The following is a 15,972-nucleotide window of genomic DNA, read 5'->3' on the forward strand; positions in this document are numbered from 1 at the left end:
TTTTTACGTCTGCGGCGCTGCCGGCTTGCGGTGATGCTTGCTCAGATGCCGGTCCAGGCTGTTGGCAAACTGTTGCCGGTCAGACTGGCTGAAGGCGGCCGGGCCGCCCGTGTCGACGCCGCCGCTGCGCAATTCTTCCATGAAGGCGCGCATCGTCAGTTGCTGGGCGATATTATCTTTCGTATAAAACTCGCCGCGCGGGTTCAGCGCGAAACCGCCCTTGGCCAGCACGTCGGCCGCCAGCGGGATGTCGCCCGTGATGACGAGGTCGCCGGGATTGAGCAGCCGCACGATTTCCTGGTCGGCCACGTCGGCGCCGGACGGCACTTGCACGGTGCGGATGAAACGCGAGGGCGGCACCCGCAAACCCTGGTTGGCGACCAGGGTGAGCGGCAACTCCAGGCGGTCGGCGACTCTGTACAAAATTTCCTTGATGACGACGGGACAGGCATCGGCGTCGATCCAGATCTGCATGCCCACGCTCGCTTGCTCACCCGCTTCCGCCATCACAGTTCCCACGCTTCGCCGCCCGGGCCCATGCGCGGCGCGCTGACGCCGAAGTGCAGGTAAGCGGCCGGCGTGGCGACACGGCCACGGGGCGTGCGCTGCAAGAAACCTTGCTGTATCAGGTACGGTTCCAGCACATCTTCGATGGTATCGGCCGCTTCGCCGATGGCGGCGGCCAGATTGCCGATGCCGACGGGGCCGCCGCCGAACTTGAACAGCACGGCTTCGAGCAATTTACGGTCCATCACGTCGAAACCGGCGGAATCGACGTCCAGCATGGCCAGCGCGCGGTCGGCCACCACCTTGGTGATCTCGCCATTGCTTTTGACTTCGGCGAAATCGCGCACGCGGCGCAGCAGGCGGTTGGCGATGCGGGGCGTGCCGCGCGCGCGCTGGGCAATCTCATGCGCGCCTTCCGGGTCGATCGGCGCCTTCAGCAGGGCCGCGCTGCGCGTGACGATCTTCGTCAATTCGCCCGTGTTGTAGAACTCCAGCCGGGCGACGATGCCGAAGCGGTCGCGCAGCGGATTGGTCAGCATGCCGGCGCGCGTGGTGGCGCCGACTAATGTAAACGGTTGCAGATCGAGCTTGACGGAGCGGGCGGCCGGGCCTTCGCCGATCATGATGTCGATCTGATAATCTTCAAGCGCCGGATACAAAATCTCTTCGACGACGGGGGACAGGCGGTGGATTTCATCGATGAACAGGACGTCGTTCGCTTCCAGGTTCGTCAGGATTGCCGCCAGGTCGCCCGGGCGCTCGAGCACGGGGCCGGAGGTCTGGCGCAGATTGACGCCCATTTCGCGCGCGATGATGTGCGCCAGGGTCGTCTTGCCCAAGCCAGGCGGGCCGAACAGCAAGGTATGGTCGAGCGCTTCCTTGCGCTGGCGCGCGGCCGTGATGAAGATTTCCAGCTGGTCGCGGATCTTTTCCTGTCCCACGTACTCGTCAAGCTGCTTCGGGCGCAAGGCCCGTTCGATCGCCTCTTCGTTGTGCGAGATGGGCGCCGCGTCGATGATGCGCTGTTCCGTGAAGCTGTCGGTCTGGATGCTCATGCCCTATCAGCCTTTCGACAGCGCTTTCAGCGCCAGTTTGATGCCGTCCGACACGCCGCTTCCGGCCGGCACGTTTTTCACGGCGGCCAGCGCTTCCTTGTCGGAATAGCCGAGCGCGACCAGCGCGTTCAAGATGTCCGATTGCGCATCGGGCGCCGCATGCGCGCCGCCGGCGCCGATATCGGCCCCCAGCTTGCCCTTCAATTCCAGCAGCAGCCGTTCGGCCGTCTTCTTGCCGATGCCAGGCACTTTCACGAGGCGGCCGGAATCCTGCAGGGTGATCGCTTGCGCCAGGTCGGCAATCGTCATGCCCGAGAGAATCGACAAGGCCATGCGCGCGCCCACGCCCGTGATCTTGATCAACTGGCGGAACACGGCCCGCTCGGCCGCATTGCCGAAGCCAAACAGCAAATGCGCATCTTCGCGGATGGCCTGGTGCGTGAACAGCACGACTTTTTCGCCCACGTGGGGCAGGTTGTAAAAGGTGCTCATCGGCACGTCGACTTCATAGCCGACGCCCTGGCAATCGACCAGCAATTGTGGCGGATTTTTTTCAAGCAAAATACCGGAGAGACGGCCTATCATCGCGTGTTCCTAATGTTAAATTTCAGATTGATGCTTTATCCAACGAGGCGGCCGCGCTTCATGCGCAAGCCCTGCAGTTGCGGCGCCAGCGCGCCGAGCATGGCCAGCGCATCGATGCTGTTGGCATGGCAAATGGCCACGCCCAGCGCATCGGCCGCATCCGTGCCGGGCAAGCCGGGCAAGGACAGCAGCCGGGAAACCATCTCCTGCACCTGCTCCTTGGCCGCCTTGCCGTGGCCCGTGACGGCCTGTTTCACTTGCAGGGCCGTGTATTCGGCCACCGACAGGTCGGCGTGGACCAGCGCGCAAATGGCCGCGCCCCGTGCCTGGCCCAGCAGCAAGGTCGATTGGGGGTTGACGTTGACAAACACTTTTTCGATGGCCGCGCAATCGGGCTGGTAGGTGCCGACGATTTCGCTCACGCCCCGCAGGATGACCTTCAGGCGCGGCGGCAATTCCCCTTCGGAACCCGTCTTGACGGTGCCCGACGCGATATAGCGCAGCTTGTTGCCGTGTTTTTCAATGACCCCAAAGCCGGTCGTGCGCAGGCCAGGATCGATGCCAAGAATAATCATCGCCAGATTCTATAATGAATACGGCAGGCACCGGTGAATAACCGGTGCCTGCCGCTGAGTACCTTATCGAGAGCTGTAGGTCGGATTAGCGGTACGCGTAATCCGACATGCGTCGCCAACTGCGCTTGTCGGATTACGCGCGGCCTTCGGCCCCGCTAATCCGACCTACTCTCTTCACTATCAATGACGGAAGTGACGCGTTCCGGTATACAACATCACGACGCCGCGCTCGTCCGCCGCATCGATCACTTCCTGGTCGCGCATGGAGCCGCCCGGGTGGATCACGCAAGTCGCGCCCGCGTCGACGACGACGTCGAGGCCGTCGCGGAACGGGAAGAAGGCGTCCGACGCCACCACGGAACCGGTCAGCGACAAGCCCGCGTTTTGCGCCTTGATGGAAGCGATGCGGGCCGAGTCGATACGGCTCATCTGGCCTGCGCCCACGCCCAGGGTCATGTTATTGCCGCAGAAAACGATGGCGTTCGACTTGACGAATTTCGCCACTTTCCAGGCGAACATCAGGTCGGCCAGTTGCTGCGGCGTAGGCTGCAGCTTGCTCACCACGCGCAAGTCGCCGATGCCGACGTTTTTCGCGTCCGGCGATTGCACCAGCAAGCCGCCGCCGACGCGCTTGAAGTCCATGGCGTGTACGCCGCTGCCCAGCGGGATTTCCAGCATGCGCACGTTTTGCTTGCTCGACAGAATTTGTTTCGCTTCGGCGGAGAACGATGGAGCGATCAGCACTTCGACGAACAGCTTGGCGATTTCGCCGGCGGTGGCGCCGTCCAGTTCGGTATTAAACGCGATGATGCCGCCGAATGCCGAGGTCGGGTCCGTCTGCAGGGCGCGCGCGTACGCTTCCGCTGCGTTCTTGCCCAGGGCCACGCCGCACGGGTTCGCATGCTTGACGATGACGCAGGCGGCGCTTTGCTCGAAGCCGCCCATGCTCTTCACGCATTCCCAGGCAGCATCGGCATCGGCGATGTTGTTGTACGACAATTCCTTGCCCTGCAGCTGGCGGTAGTTGGCCAGCGCGCCATCGGTGGCGACGAGGTCACGGTAGAAGGCGGCGCTCTGGTGCGGGTTCTCGCCGTAGCGCATGTCTTGCACTTTTTCAAAGGCAACGTTCAGGATTTGCGGATAGGCGCCGCGCTCGGCGTGCACCTTCGTCGGGCCCAGGCTGGTCAGGTAGTTGGTGATGGCGCCGTCGTATTGCGCCGTGTGCGCAAAGACTTTTTTCGCCAGCATGAATTTGGTGTCATAGCTGACGTCGCCGGCCTGGCCATCGGCCGAGCGCATTTCCGCCAGCACCGCGTCGTAGTCGGTCGGGTCGCAGATGACGACCACATCCTTGTGGTTCTTGGCCGCCGAACGCAGCATGGTCGGGCCGCCGATATCGATGTTTTCAATCGCGTCTTCCAGCGTGCAATCGGCCTTGGCGACCGTGCCCTGGAACGGGTACAGGTTGACCACCACCATGTCGATGGTCGGCATGTCGTGCTCGACCAGTTTCGACATGTGCTCAGGGAAATCGCGGCGCGCCAGGATACCGCCGTGCACTTTCGGGTGCAGGGTCTTCACACGGCCATCGAGCATCTCCGGGAAACCCGTGTAATCGGCAACTTCCGTGACAGGAACACCGTTGTCTGCCAGCAATTTGGCGGTGCCGCCGGTGGACAGGAGGTTGACGCCGAGGGCGGACAGGGCGCGGGCGAAGTCGAGAACGCCGGTCTTGTCGGAAACGGAGAGGAGAGCTTGTTTGATCATGGCTGTGGCTAGGTGGTTAAGTGTTCTTGGCGAATGGCGCAACAGTCAGCTATCAGGCCGGGCCCGCTGCGGCGGATTCAAATCTTGGCGTCACTTGCATGCCGGCATTACAGCAAACCGTGCTCCTGCAATTTCTTGCGCAGGGTATTGCGGTTGATGCCCAGCATCTGCGCGGCGTGCGACTGGTTGCCATCGGCGCGTGTCATCACGACTTCCAGGATGGGCTTTTCCACGGTCAGCACGACCATGTCGTAGATATTCGATGCTTGCTGTTCGCCCAGGTCATTGAAGTAATCTTCTAGACTTTTCTGTACGACTTCCTGAATGCTTTCTTTGCTCATTTTTATGCTTCAACCGGCTGAACACCTGGCCATCCGGCGCCGCGTCGCTCATGCGGTCCGCGTGCTGCCCTCTTGCCTCGGTGTTGTAATTAATATTGCATGACGCTCTGTATAGGCGTTCGCCCTTGTACTGCTGCTAACTGATTTACCCTGCTTGTTGCTATCTGCTCATGCTGCCGTGGCCGCAGGTTTGATCGCATCGATCAGGCCACTTTCACTGGATTCGGCGAGGCGATATTGTAACCGTTCGCCAAATTTCCATTGCGACTCAAAAAATTGATCGACGGCCAGCAACTGCGCATCCGTCGACTCCAGCAAGTTCATTTCCTGGCGGAACGCTTCGCCGCCTTCCAGATCCTTGACATACCAGCCGATGTGCTTGCGCGCCGTGCGCACGCCGAGAAACTCGCCATAAAACGCATAATGGGCGCGCAAATGCTCGTCCATCAAGGTCCGCACTTCATCCACATACGGCGCCGGCAACAAGGTGCCGGTGCGCAGGAAATGGTCGATCTCGCGGCAAATCCACGGCCGGCCCTGCGCCGCGCGGCCGATCATGACGGCATCGGCGCCCGTTTGATCCAGCACAAAACGGGCCTTTTCCGGACTGGTAATGTCGCCGTTGGCCACCACGGGAATGCCCACCGAGGCTTTCACGGCGGCAATCGTTTCATATTCGGCATCGCCCTTGTAGCCATCGGCACGCGTACGGCCGTGCAGGGTCAGCATCTGGATGCCCGCTTGCTCGGCGATGCGGGCGATGGTCAGGGCATTCTTGTTGGAACGGTTCCAGCCCGTGCGAAACTTCAGGGTGACCGGCACGTCGACGGCGTTGACGACGGCGTGCAGGATCTTTTCGACCAGGCTTTCATCTTGCAGCAGGGCCGAACCGCACCAGCTGTTGCACACCTTTTTGACGGGGCACCCCATGTTGATGTCGATGATCTGCGCGCCCCTGTCCACGTTGAACCTGGCGCAGTCGGCCAGGTCTTGCGGATCGGCGCCGGCGATCTGCACGGCTTTCGGCTCCATTTCGCCGTCGTGATCCGTGCGGCGCGCGCTTTTTTCCGTTGCCCACAGGCGCGGATTCGACGCCGCCATCTCCGACACGGCATAGCCGGCACCCAGCTGCTTGCACAACTGGCGGAAAGGCCGATCCGTCACGCCCGCCATGGGAGCGACGAAAACATTGTTGCGCAGAATGTGAGGGCCGATTTGCACTGAAGAACCTGGAATGGACGGAGGAACCTGCTATTTTAACCGATTCCCTGCCTATTTAATAAGCACTATTTTTTTGGATCAGTGCGTCAGAGTGAGGATGGCGCCGTCGCTTAGGGCACTCTTACCCCAGCTCGTCCATCGCGGGCGCGCTCAGGTGCTCGATATTTCCCCAGTGCACTAAATGCAGCTTGCCGTCCGCATACGAGAAGCGGTTGACGCTGGCATTTTTGACCTGGAAGTCGCGCGGACTGTCGAGCGTCATGCCGACCGCCTCGCGGTAAGCGCACTCGAGCACGCCGCCGTGCGCCACGATGGCGATCGTCTGGCCGTCATAGCGTTCGGCCCAGCGGGCGATGGCGCCATTCGCGCGCGCATAGAACTGGCGGAAGCTCTCGGCCTGGCGCTCGCCCGACGGCATCACGGCGTCGATCTGGCGCGATTGCCATTGCGCATACTCGTGCGGATAGCGCGCGGCGATGTCTGCATACAGCAAGCCTTCGAAAGCGCCATAGCAGCGCTCGCGCAGCAAGGGGTCGGTCTGCACGGGTAAATCTTTCAACTGAGCAACGGCTTGCGCCGTCTGCTGCGCGCGCTGCAGATCGCTGGCGATGATGGCGGCCAGTGCTTCGTCGGCCAGCGCCTGCCCCAGCGCGGCCGCTTGCGCCAGGCCCGCCTCGTTCAGGGCGATGTCGATATGGCCCTGCAGGCGGCGGCCCGCATTCCAGGCCGTTTCACCATGGCGTATCAATAAAATCGTGGTGCTCATGCGTTATTTCTTCAGGGTAAGTGCCAACTCGGGGTTGAGCGAGTAGGCGACGACGAGCTGGACTTCGTCGAGGATGTGGCCGTAGAGCGCGGCATGGGCTTGCTGCCCCGTAAAACGCTCGGGCAGCTCCAGGCGCGGCACGTCGAGCGCATACAGGCGGAAAATATAGTGGTGGATGCGCTCGTCATTCCACGGCGGGCACGGGCCATCATAGCCGTAATAATCGCCGGCCATGGCGGCGTCGCCGGCAAACCAGCCCGTGTAGTCGTTGATGCCCTGGCGCAGTCCAGTACCTGCAGCCTTGCCGCGCGGCGTGACGCCGCTGGAAAATTCGCCGGCGGCAATAGAACGCATGGCGGGCGACAAGTCGAGCAAACTCCAGTGATAAAAGTCGCCGCGCAGCGCCGTCAGCGGCAGGGACTGGTCGTCGCGGTTGGCCAGGCGGGCGTCTTGCGGCGCATCGGAATCGATGCAGAACAGGGCCAGCGACTCGGTGCCGTTGGGCACCTCGTCCCAGGCCAGATGGGGATTGCGGTTGCCGGCGAGGCGCACGCGGCTGGCCGGATCGATCTCGGCAAAAGCATAGTCGGCCGGCATCAGGCCGCCATCACGAAACGTCTCGCTCCACAATTTCATCGCTTGCTCCTCTTTATAGTTATTGTTTGACGCTTATTTAGCGTTCACCTGCAGCCAGAATGTGACAGGGCCGTCATTGGTGAGCGACACCTGCATGTCGGCGCCGAACTGCCCCGTTTGCACGGTCGCATGGCGGCTGCGCGCCTGGTCCACGAAATGCGTGAACAGGCGCAAGCCATCCTGCGGCGCGGCGGCCGGCGTAAACGACGGGCGCGTGCCGGACTTGGTGTCGGCCGCCAGGGTGAACTGCGGCACCAGCAGCAAGCCGCCGGCCACGTCCGTCACGCTGCGGTTCATCTTGCCCGCTTCGTCGGCAAACACGCGATAGCCGAGCAGTTTGGTCAGCAGGGCGTCCGCTTCCTTTTCCGTATCGCCCCGCTCCGCGCACACGAGCACCATCAGGCCGGCGTCGATGGCGCCGACGGTGGCGCCGCCGACGTCGACTTTCGCCTGCGTGACTCTCTGCAGCAGCGCGATCATGCCGTCAAGGTGACGCGCGCGAAACTGCGCTTGCCAACTTGCAACACGAATTCGCCGGCCGCCAATTGCAGGCCCTTGTCGCTGATGACGGTGCCGTCGATGCGCACGCCGCCCTGGTCGATCTTGCGCATGGCTTCCGACGTCGACGGGCACAGGCCCGCCTGTTTCAGCAATTGCGGGATGCCCAGCGGGGCGCCGGCCAGGGTCACTGCCGGAATATCGTCGGGAATGCCGCCCTTCGAGCGGTTGACGAAGTCGGCCAGCGCATCTTCGGCCGCCTGCTGCGAGTGGAAACGGGCGACGATTTCTTGCGCGAGCGCAACCTTGGCGTCGCGCGGATTGCGCCCTTCCTCGACTTCGCGCTTCAGCTGGGCCAGTTCGGCGATCGAGCGCCACGACAGCAGCTCGTAGTAGCGCCACATCATGACGTCGGAAATACTCATCAGCTTGGCGAACATGGTGTTGCCCGGTTCCGTGATGCCGATGTAGTTATTCTTCGACTTGGACATTTTTTCCACGCCATCCAAACCTTCCAGCAGCGGCATGGTCAAAATACACTGCTGCTCCTGTCCGTACTGCTTTTGCAGTTCGCGGCCCACCAGCAGGTTGAACTTCTGGTCCGTGCCGCCCAGTTCCAGGTCCGATTTCAGGGCCACCGAGTCGTAGCCTTGCATCAGCGGGTACAGGAATTCATGCACGGAAATCGGAATGCCGCCCTGGAAGCGCTTGGTGAAGTCGTCGCGCTCGATCATGCGCGCCACCGTGTAGTGGGAAGCGAGCTGGATGATGCCGCGCGCGCCCAGCGGATCGCACCACTCGGAGTTATAACGGATTTCCGTCTTGCTGGCATCCAACACTAAAGATGCTTGCGCGAAATACGTCATCGCGTTAATCTCGATCTGTTCCTTGGTCAGCGGCGGGCGCGTGACGTTGCGGCCCGAAGGGTCGCCGATCATGGAAGTAAAATCGCCGATGAGGAAAATGACTTGATGGCCGAGGTTTTGCAGCTGGCGCATCTTGTTCAGCACGACAGTGTGGCCCAGATGCAAGTCGGGTGCAGTCGGGTCCAGGCCCAGTTTGATGCGCAGTGGAACACCAGTTTTCTCGGAGCGCGCTAATTTTTGCGCAAATTCGCTTTCGATCAAGAGTTCGTCGACGCCACGCTTGGTAATCGCGAGGGCTTCTTGTACTCTGTCCGACAGTGGAAGCGCGGTCTGAGCGGCGTTAGCCTTTGTAGGCGATGCGGTGGTGTTGATTTCCATAAAATTTGACTATAAATCTCAAAATGGTGGTAGGTTTGCGGAGTTTGCTATAATGCTCGATCCCATCAATCTTGCCGTATGAAAACGAACCAAAATAACAATAACAAAGAGCACTAGTTCAGGTATCGTTCAAGGGCAAATTTTAACTGATTGCATGAACCCTATACATAAAATCACAGGCTCACGCTTGTACACACAGCTGACGACGACACGCAAGGCGCGCATTATTGGCGCATCCGCGGTGCTGCTCGCCGTGGCCGCCTTCGGCGCGGTCGCTGTGTCGCCCATGGCGCCCGACGCATCGGACTTGCCGGTCACGTCCATCGCCCAGAACCTGGAAATGCCTGATCTCTCCTCGCAAATTTCCGCGATGGAACAGGTAGACCAGAATTTCACCCACGAAGAAAAAGTCCGCGCTGGCGATACCCTCGCCACCCTGCTGACCCGTCTCGGCGTGGATGATCCGGCGGCCGCCAATTTCATCAAAACCGACAAGATCGCGCGCGGCGTGATGTTGCTGAAATCGGGCAAGCGCGTGCAAGCGCAAACGACCGAAAACGGCGACCTCAACTGGATGCGCGCCACCCTCGTCGACGGCACCGACAAATCGGTCAAGAACATCCTGATCACCCGCAAGGGCGACAAGTTCGTGGCCACGGAAGTGGCAGCCCAGCTGGAGCGCCGCGTTGAAATGCACGCGCGCAAGATTACTTCCACCCTGTTCGCCGCCACCGACTCCAGCCTGGACGGTACCCGCCTGCCAGACTCGATTTCCGCGCAAATCGTGGAAATGTTCTCGACCAATATCGACTTCCGCTCCGACCTGAAACGCGGCGACTCGTTTAATGTTGTCTACGAAACATTCTGGCAAGATGGCGAATTTGTCCGAGCGGGCCGCATCCTGGCCGGTGAATTCACCAACCGCGGCACGACTTACCAGTCCGTTTGGTTCGAAGACCCAGCCAGCAAGCAAGGCGGCGGTTACTACAGTTTCGACGGCAAGTCCCTCAAAAAAGCCTTCCTGAAATCCCCCCTCGAATTTTCCCGCATCTCGTCCGGCTTCTCCATGCGCGTGCACCCGATTTCCGGCAACTGGAAAGCGCACAAGGGCATCGATTTCGCCGCAGCAACGGGCACGCCTATCCGCGCTTCCGGTGACGGCGTGGTCGATTCCGTCGGCAGCCAGAACGGCTACGGTAATGTTGTTGTTCTGAAACACTGGGCCAACTACAGCACCGCCTACGCCCACATGAGCCGCTTCGCTTCGGGCCTGAAAAAAGGTCAAAAAGTCAGCCAGGGCGATGTGATCGGCTACGTCGGCACCACCGGCTGGTCCACGGGCGCCCATTTGCACTATGAATTCCGCGTCGGCGGCGTGGCACAAGATCCAAGCAAGCTGAACGTACAAGCCCAGGCGCCATTGACGGCCGCCGAGCTGAGCCGCTTCCGCATGGTCTCCGCCGACATGATGCACCGCTTCACCCTGCTGCGTCCGAACGACACGGCACTGGCGTCGCGTTAAACGACATTGCAACACTGCCTTCGGGCAACCCATAAAGGCACCGCCCATGCAGATGGCCGGTGCCTTTGTTTTTTCCCGCGTGCTGTTACGCACGGCACAAATGCGGCACAATGCACCCCATCACTTATGCATTCAAGGACAACCCCATGCTGTATATCGGTCTGATGTCTGGCACCAGCCTCGATGGCGTCGACGGCGCGCTGGTCGACTTTTCCGACGATGGCGGCACGCGCAGCCTGGGCGACGCCTACATTCCCTTTCCGGCCAGCCTGCGCGCCGACCTGATGGCCTTGCAAAGTGCCGGCCAGAATGAAATCGAACGCGAAGCGCTGGCGGCCACTCAGCTCGTGCGCCATTACGCCGACTGCGTCGCCCTGCTGTTGAGCGACGCGGGCATCGGCCCGGACGCCATCGCCGCCATCGGCGCGCATGGCCAGACCATCCGCCACCGCCCCGAGCTGGGCTTTACGCGCCAGTTGAACAACCCGGCCCTGCTGGCGGAACTGACGGGCATCGACGTCATCGCCGACTTGCGCAGCCGCGACGTGGCGGCCGGCGGCCAGGGCGCGCCGCTGGTGCCCGCTTTTCACCAGGCCATTTTCAATTTGCCAGGCCACACGCGCGTGCTGGCCAATATCGGCGGCATCAGCAATATCAGCGTGCTGCACGCGGACGGCACGGTAACGGGCTACGACACGGGCCCCGGCAACGCGCTGATGGATGGCTGGGTCTTGCAGCACCTGGGCCAGCCCTACGACGCCAATGGCGCCTGGGCCGCCACGGGCAAAGTCTTGCCTGCCCTACTGGCGGATTTGCTCGACGATCCCTATTTTGACTTGCCGGCACCGAAAAGCACGGGCCGCGACCTGTTCCACGCCGACTGGCTGCAAGGCAAGCTGGCGAATCACCGTGGCGCCCAAGCCGCCGACGTGCAGGCGACCTTGACGCAGCTGACGGCCGCCAGCCTGGCGCAGGCCATCGCACGCGACGGGGCGCAGGCGGAAACCGTGTATGTGTGCGGCGGCGGCGCGCAGAACGCGAGCCTGATGGCGGCGCTGGCCCGGGAATTGCCGGGCATGGCGGTGGAATCGACGGAAGCGCTGGGCGTTGCACCCAGCCAGGTCGAAGCGCTGGCGTTTGCCTGGCTGGCCTGGCGCTTTACACAGCGCAAGCCGGGCAACTTGCCGGCCGTGACGGGTGCGCAGGGCTTGCGGGTGCTGGGCGCGCTCTACCCGCGCTAAGCGGGCGCAGAAACACAAATAGCGGATCGATGATCCGCTATTTTTATATTGCGCCTGTAAACCGGCGCGCCTGAAAAACGTTCAGGGCAAGGTGCATTGCCAAAGACAGTACGAAGAGTACGGCGAGGCAATGCAACGCCGCCATGGACGTTTTCTCAGGTGTGCCAGCTTATACCGAGAACGACGAACCGCAACCGCAGGTGGAGGTAGCCGTCGGATTCTTGATCACGAACTGCGCGCCTTCCAGGTCATCCTTGTAGTCGATTTCCGCGCCGACCAGGTACTGGTAGCTCATGGAGTCGATCAACAGCTGGACGCCGTTCTTGACCATGGTGGTGTCATCTTCGTTGACGATTTCGTCAAAGGTGAAGCCATACTGGAAGCCGGAACAGCCGCCGCCCTGCACGAAGACGCGCAATTTCAGGTCGGGATTGCCTTCTTCTTCGATCAGCTGCGCGACTTTTTCAGCGGCGCTATCGGTAAAGATGATAGGCGAAGGGATCACATCTTGCATTTCAGCGACTGCATTCATTTCAGACTCCTCAGAAAACATAGCCTCATTATAGACTGTTGGCACAACTCGCGCTGCGGCGGCCGCAGAGGCGGTTGGCCGGTGTTGTTCCTGCTCACATTTCCGATACGGCCAGGTGCAGCACGGGGTCGGCGCTGTCGTGGCGGCTGAGCTTGCCCTGCACCAATGCGCCGCTGTGCATTTCCAGCACCTTGTAATAGACCTCTCCTACAATGCGGGCTTTGGGCTGGATTTCAAGCATTTCGGACACATACACAGGGCCATTGATCTCGCCGCTGACAACCAGGCTGGAGCAGCGCACCTCGCCATCGATGCGCCCTGCCTCGCCCAGCACTATATGCGTGGGCTCGCCCGCCTCGCCCGTGACGTTGCCGCGCACATGGCCATCGATGCGCAAGCCGCCGCAAAACAGCAAGTCGCCTTCGATCCGCGTGGAAGCGCCAATCAGGGTGTCGATGGGGTTTTTCGCGTTGCGCTCGAACATGAACGTCATCCTGTTGGTATACGTGGCAGTCCAATTTAGCACAGGTCCGGCAAAAAGGCGCCGGACCCGCGCAAGCACGGCTGCCTATTTTTACGGCAGCAAGGCGATATGTTGCAAACCTGCCGTTTCTTTCAAGCCAAACATCAAGTTCATGCACTGCACGGCCTGGCCCGAAGCGCCCTTGACCAGGTTATCCTGCACCACCAGCACGATGACGGTATTGCCGCCTTCAGGGCGGTGCAAGGCCAGGCGCAGCATGTTCGAGCCGCGCGTGGAACGGGTTTCCGGGTGCGAGCCGAATGGCATCACGTCGACGAAAGGCTCGTCCTTGTATTGCGTTTCGAACAAGGCTTGCAATTCTTCATTGCTGACATCCTTGTTCAGCTGCGCGTACAGGGTCGAATGCATGCCGCGGATCATCGGCACCAGATGCGGCGTGAAGGTCAGCGCCACTTTCTCATCCGTGAAACGCTGCAGTTGCGCCGTCGTTTCCGGCAGGTGGCGGTGGCCGGCCACGCCATAGGCCTTGAAGCTGTCGCTGCTTTCCGAGAACAGGATGCCGATTTCCGCCTTGCGGCCGGCGCCGGACACGCCCGACTTGCAGTCGGCGATCAAGCCGCCCGCATTGACGAGACCCGCCTTGAGCAGCGGGTAAAAGCCCAGCTGCATGGTGGTCGGGTAGCAACCGGGGTTGGCGATCAGCTTTGCCTGCTTGATGTCTTCGCGGTTCAGTTCCGGCAAGCCGTACACGGCCTCGGCTATCAGCTCGGGGGCCGTGTGGGGAATCTTGTACCACTGCTCGAACTTGGCCTGGTCTTTCAGGCGGAAGTCAGCGGCCAGGTCGATGACTTTCACGCCGGCGGCCAGCAGGGCTGGTGCTTGCGCCATCGCAACACCATGCGGGGTCGCGAAGAAGACCACGTCGCACTGCTCCAGGTTCGCCTTGTCCGGCGAGGAAAACGCCAGCTTGACGTGGCCACGCAGGGAAGGATACATGTCGGCAACGGGCAAGCCATCTTCCTTGCGCGAGGTAATCGCCGTCAACTCGACATCTGGATGGGTAGCGAGCAAGCGCAGCAACTCCACGCCCGTGTATCCAGTGCCGCCGACGATGCCAACTTTGATCATGTTCTTTCCTTGTGTATAGATTGCATAAAGATGAAGGGAAACGCTCCCCCTGCGGGTTTTCCGCGTATTTTACAGCGCAACGCAGAGTCACGCTGAAATGCAAAAAAGCCGCGGGACCGAAGTCCAGCGGCTTTTCGACCAGCACCCCGCAAGGTGCTGTAGCGTAGAAATTAACGCTTCGAGAATTGCTTTGCGCGACGTGCTTTGCGCAGACCAACTTTTTTACGCTCGACTTCACGTGCATCGCGGGTCACGAAGCCGGCTTTCGCCAGTTCCGGTTTCAGCGCTGCATCGTAGTCGATCAGAGCGCGGGTGATGCCGTGACGAACTGCACCAGCCTGGCCCGACTCACCGCCGCCATGGACGTTGACTTTGATGTCGAAACGCTCGACATTGCCGGTCAGTTCCAGAGGTTGACGGATGACCATCAGACCCGTTTCGCGCGAAAAGTATTCGTTTGCTGGTTTGCCGTTAACAACGATCAAGCCTGTGCCAACTTTGATAAAAACCCGAGCCACTGCACTTTTGCGACGGCCGGTTCCATAATTGTAATTACCGATCATGTCAGTTCCTTAGAGAACAAGTGCTTTAGGTTGCTGAGCAGCGTGCGGATGGGAACCTTCCGCGTACACTTTCAGCTTCTTGATCATTGCGTAGCCGAGTGGGCCTTTAGGCAGCATGCCTTTGACCGCTTTCTCAAGCGCGCGACCTGGAAAACGCTGTTGCATTTTCTGGAAGTTGGTTTCGTAGATGCCGCCTGGATAGCCAGAGTGACGGTAGTAAATTTTCTCAGTAGCTTTGGTACCGGTCACACGCAGTTTGCCTGCGTTGATGACGACGATGAAGTCGCCGGTATCGACGTGAGGAGTAAATTCTGGTTTGTGTTTGCCGCGCAGTCGGAGTGCCACTTCGCTGGCAACACGTCCGAGGACTTTGTCCGTCGCGTCAACCACGAACCAATCGCGCTGGACTTCATGTCCTTTAGCGGAAAATGTTTTCATGTTGACTTCCTAATAGATTACACGCTCAAATGGTGGTTCCGCCGATGTTGCTGTGCGGACTCTGCCTTATTTACTTTTCCTGAGCGAACGGAAAGCCGACAAGTATAAGCGGCTTTGCCCTGCCGCGTCAAGCCACGATGCAGACCGGCTGCGGGCTGGCGGCCGGCACATGGATGAGCATTCCTCTATTACAATACAAAACGCTTACAATTTTCGGAGAGTACGATGGAATGCAAAGTCAGCTGGAATGGCCCGTCGGGCATGAGTTTTCGGGCAGAAACCGGTTCCGGCCACCTGGTGACCATGGATGGCGCGCCCGATGGCGGCGGCCACAACCTGGCGCCACGCCCCATGGAAATGGTCTTGCTGGGCACGGGCGGCTGCACCGCCTATGACGTGGTGCTGATCCTGAAACGGGGCCGCGAAGCCGTCAACGGCTGCGAAGTGACCCTGAAGGCCGAGCGCGCCGACACCGATCCGAAAGTCTTTACCAAGATCCACTTCCACTTCACGGTACGGGGCAAGGCCCTGAAACCGACGGCCGTGGAACGGGCCGTTTCATTGTCGCATGACAAATATTGCTCGGCGTCGATCATGCTGGCGAAAACCGCAGAGATCACCCACTCGTTCGAAATCATCGAGGAGTAGGTCGGATTAGCGCGTGAGCGCGTAATCCGACGACACCGCCGGCGCCAACAATGTTGTCGGATTACGGCCTGCGGCCTAATCCGACCTACGCCGACTGCGGAAATTACGCATTCCTTCGAAATCATCGAGGAGTAGGTCGGATTAGCGCGTGAGCGCGTAATCCGACGACACCCGTAACGCCAACAATGTGTCGGATTACGCGCGGCATTGCCGCGCTAATC

At 60.7% G+C, this 15,972-nt stretch carries 19 protein-coding genes; 3 read left to right on the plus strand and 16 right to left on the minus strand.

Annotated elements, in window-relative coordinates; genetic code table 11:
* Positions 1-3: 3 nt before the first annotated feature.
* The 11 genes from OX462_RS24420 to tyrS form a co-directional block, all read right to left on the minus strand.
* Positions 4-474, minus strand: a complete 471-nt coding sequence (locus OX462_RS24420; protein ID WP_070312433.1) for a YaiI/YqxD family protein — start codon at positions 472-474, stop codon at positions 4-6.
* Positions 475-506: 32 nt separating this feature from the next.
* Positions 507-1,562, minus strand: coding sequence for a Holliday junction branch migration DNA helicase RuvB (gene ruvB / locus OX462_RS24425; protein WP_034749202.1), 1,056 nt, complete (start codon positions 1,560-1,562; stop codon positions 507-509).
* Positions 1,563-1,568: 6 nt separating this feature from the next.
* Positions 1,569-2,147 (minus strand): Holliday junction branch migration protein RuvA, encoded by a 579-nt coding sequence (gene ruvA, locus OX462_RS24430; protein ID WP_070222695.1) that lies wholly within the window; start codon positions 2,145-2,147, stop codon positions 1,569-1,571.
* A gap of 35 nt (positions 2,148-2,182) precedes the next feature.
* Positions 2,183-2,722 carry a crossover junction endodeoxyribonuclease RuvC gene (ruvC, locus tag OX462_RS24435; RefSeq protein ID WP_058050917.1) on the minus strand — a complete coding sequence of 180 codons (540 nt, stop codon included), beginning with the start codon at positions 2,720-2,722 and terminating at the stop codon, positions 2,183-2,185.
* A gap of 180 nt (positions 2,723-2,902) precedes the next feature.
* Positions 2,903-4,489 carry a bifunctional phosphoribosylaminoimidazolecarboxamide formyltransferase/IMP cyclohydrolase gene (gene purH / locus OX462_RS24440; protein ID WP_070290015.1) on the minus strand — a complete coding sequence of 529 codons (1,587 nt, stop codon included), beginning with the start codon at positions 4,487-4,489 and terminating at the stop codon, positions 2,903-2,905.
* 107 nt (positions 4,490-4,596) lie between these two features.
* Complete coding sequence (locus OX462_RS24445) at positions 4,597-4,830, minus strand: helix-turn-helix domain-containing protein (RefSeq protein ID WP_008445162.1); 234 nt, start codon at positions 4,828-4,830, stop codon at positions 4,597-4,599.
* A gap of 168 nt (positions 4,831-4,998) precedes the next feature.
* Positions 4,999-6,051 (minus strand): tRNA dihydrouridine synthase DusB, encoded by a 1,053-nt coding sequence (gene dusB, locus OX462_RS24450; protein WP_230506368.1) that lies wholly within the window; start codon positions 6,049-6,051, stop codon positions 4,999-5,001.
* 121 nt (positions 6,052-6,172) lie between these two features.
* Positions 6,173-6,817, minus strand: coding sequence for a histidine phosphatase family protein (locus tag OX462_RS24455; RefSeq protein WP_409027262.1), 645 nt, complete (start codon positions 6,815-6,817; stop codon positions 6,173-6,175).
* Between the two features lie 3 nt (positions 6,818-6,820).
* Positions 6,821-7,453 (minus strand): YbhB/YbcL family Raf kinase inhibitor-like protein, encoded by a 633-nt coding sequence (locus OX462_RS24460; RefSeq protein WP_409027263.1) that lies wholly within the window; start codon positions 7,451-7,453, stop codon positions 6,821-6,823.
* A gap of 33 nt (positions 7,454-7,486) precedes the next feature.
* On the minus strand, positions 7,487-7,933 hold the full coding sequence (gene dtd, locus OX462_RS24465) for a D-aminoacyl-tRNA deacylase (RefSeq protein ID WP_121668446.1): 447 nt from the start codon (positions 7,931-7,933) through the stop codon (positions 7,487-7,489).
* On the minus strand, positions 7,930-9,195 hold the full coding sequence (gene tyrS / locus OX462_RS24470) for a tyrosine--tRNA ligase (protein ID WP_409027264.1): 1,266 nt from the start codon (positions 9,193-9,195) through the stop codon (positions 7,930-7,932). Before tyrS ends, dtd begins: the two co-directional genes overlap by 4 nt.
* A 154-nt stretch (positions 9,196-9,349) precedes the next feature.
* On the opposite strand from tyrS, the gene OX462_RS24475 reads away from it, so the two are divergent.
* Together OX462_RS24475 and OX462_RS24480 are read left to right on the plus strand one after the other, a co-directional pair.
* Positions 9,350-10,717, plus strand: coding sequence for a M23 family metallopeptidase (locus OX462_RS24475; protein WP_409027265.1), 1,368 nt, complete (start codon positions 9,350-9,352; stop codon positions 10,715-10,717).
* A 146-nt stretch (positions 10,718-10,863) separates the two neighbouring features.
* Positions 10,864-11,958 (plus strand): anhydro-N-acetylmuramic acid kinase, encoded by a 1,095-nt coding sequence (locus tag OX462_RS24480; RefSeq protein ID WP_409027266.1) that lies wholly within the window; start codon positions 10,864-10,866, stop codon positions 11,956-11,958.
* 169 nt (positions 11,959-12,127) lie between these two features.
* On the opposite strand, the gene erpA is transcribed toward OX462_RS24480, so the two are convergent.
* The 5 genes from erpA to rplM all read right to left on the minus strand — a co-directional run bounded on the left by erpA (position 12,128) and on the right by rplM (position 15,103).
* Entirely contained in the window at positions 12,128-12,490 is a 363-nt protein-coding gene (gene erpA / locus OX462_RS24485) for an iron-sulfur cluster insertion protein ErpA (protein WP_029496047.1), read from the minus strand.
* A 94-nt stretch (positions 12,491-12,584) separates the two neighbouring features.
* Entirely contained in the window at positions 12,585-12,974 is a 390-nt protein-coding gene (locus OX462_RS24490) for a bactofilin family protein (protein ID WP_070290243.1), read from the minus strand.
* A gap of 90 nt (positions 12,975-13,064) precedes the next feature.
* Positions 13,065-14,102 (minus strand): N-acetyl-gamma-glutamyl-phosphate reductase, encoded by a 1,038-nt coding sequence (gene argC / locus OX462_RS24495; protein WP_070312424.1) that lies wholly within the window; start codon positions 14,100-14,102, stop codon positions 13,065-13,067.
* A 170-nt stretch (positions 14,103-14,272) separates the two neighbouring features.
* A complete protein-coding gene (gene rpsI, locus OX462_RS24500; RefSeq protein ID WP_010393285.1) occupies positions 14,273-14,665 on the minus strand; it encodes a 30S ribosomal protein S9 in 393 nt (130 codons plus the stop codon).
* Positions 14,666-14,674: 9 nt separating this feature from the next.
* Complete coding sequence (gene rplM / locus OX462_RS24505) at positions 14,675-15,103, minus strand: 50S ribosomal protein L13 (RefSeq protein ID WP_010393282.1); 429 nt, start codon at positions 15,101-15,103, stop codon at positions 14,675-14,677.
* Positions 15,104-15,328: 225 nt separating this feature from the next.
* Here rplM and OX462_RS24510 point away from each other — a divergent pair, with 225 nt between their 5' ends.
* Positions 15,329-15,751 carry an OsmC family protein gene (locus OX462_RS24510; protein WP_070289996.1) on the plus strand — a complete coding sequence of 141 codons (423 nt, stop codon included), beginning with the start codon at positions 15,329-15,331 and terminating at the stop codon, positions 15,749-15,751.
* Positions 15,752-15,972: the final 221 nt, after the last annotated feature.

The organism is Janthinobacterium aestuarii, assembly GCF_046113285.1.
In the GTDB taxonomy this organism is placed as follows: Bacteria; Pseudomonadota; Gammaproteobacteria; order Burkholderiales; family Burkholderiaceae_D; genus Janthinobacterium.

Coding starts and splice junctions, on each gene's coding strand:
- OX462_RS24460 (WP_409027263.1), bottom strand. CDS start 7,453: ATGAAATTGTGGAGCGAGACGTTTCGTGATGGCGGCCTGATGCCGGCC.
- ruvA (WP_070222695.1), bottom strand. CDS start 2,147: ATGATAGGCCGTCTCTCCGGTATTTTGCTTGAAAAAAATCCGCCACAA.
- dtd (WP_121668446.1), bottom strand. CDS start 7,933: ATGATCGCGCTGCTGCAGAGAGTCACGCAGGCGAAAGTCGACGTCGGC.
- OX462_RS24445 (WP_008445162.1), bottom strand. CDS start 4,830: ATGAGCAAAGAAAGCATTCAGGAAGTCGTACAGAAAAGTCTAGAAGAT.
- ruvC (WP_058050917.1), bottom strand. CDS start 2,722: ATGATTATTCTTGGCATCGATCCTGGCCTGCGCACGACCGGCTTTGGG.
- OX462_RS24490 (WP_070290243.1), bottom strand. CDS start 12,974: ATGTTCGAGCGCAACGCGAAAAACCCCATCGACACCCTGATTGGCGCT.
- OX462_RS24480 (WP_409027266.1), top strand. CDS start 10,864: ATGCTGTATATCGGTCTGATGTCTGGCACCAGCCTCGATGGCGTCGAC.
- OX462_RS24455 (WP_409027262.1), bottom strand. CDS start 6,817: ATGAGCACCACGATTTTATTGATACGCCATGGTGAAACGGCCTGGAAT.
- erpA (WP_029496047.1), bottom strand. CDS start 12,490: ATGAATGCAGTCGCTGAAATGCAAGATGTGATCCCTTCGCCTATCATC.
- OX462_RS24475 (WP_409027265.1), top strand. CDS start 9,350: ATGAACCCTATACATAAAATCACAGGCTCACGCTTGTACACACAGCTG.
- argC (WP_070312424.1), bottom strand. CDS start 14,102: ATGATCAAAGTTGGCATCGTCGGCGGCACTGGATACACGGGCGTGGAG.
- OX462_RS24420 (WP_070312433.1), bottom strand. CDS start 474: ATGCAGATCTGGATCGACGCCGATGCCTGTCCCGTCGTCATCAAGGAA.
- rplM (WP_010393282.1), bottom strand. CDS start 15,103: ATGAAAACATTTTCCGCTAAAGGACATGAAGTCCAGCGCGATTGGTTC.
- purH (WP_070290015.1), bottom strand. CDS start 4,489: ATGATCAAACAAGCTCTCCTCTCCGTTTCCGACAAGACCGGCGTTCTC.
- ruvB (WP_034749202.1), bottom strand. CDS start 1,562: ATGAGCATCCAGACCGACAGCTTCACGGAACAGCGCATCATCGACGCG.
- tyrS (WP_409027264.1), bottom strand. CDS start 9,195: ATGGAAATCAACACCACCGCATCGCCTACAAAGGCTAACGCCGCTCAG.
- OX462_RS24510 (WP_070289996.1), top strand. CDS start 15,329: ATGGAATGCAAAGTCAGCTGGAATGGCCCGTCGGGCATGAGTTTTCGG.
- rpsI (WP_010393285.1), bottom strand. CDS start 14,665: ATGATCGGTAATTACAATTATGGAACCGGCCGTCGCAAAAGTGCAGTG.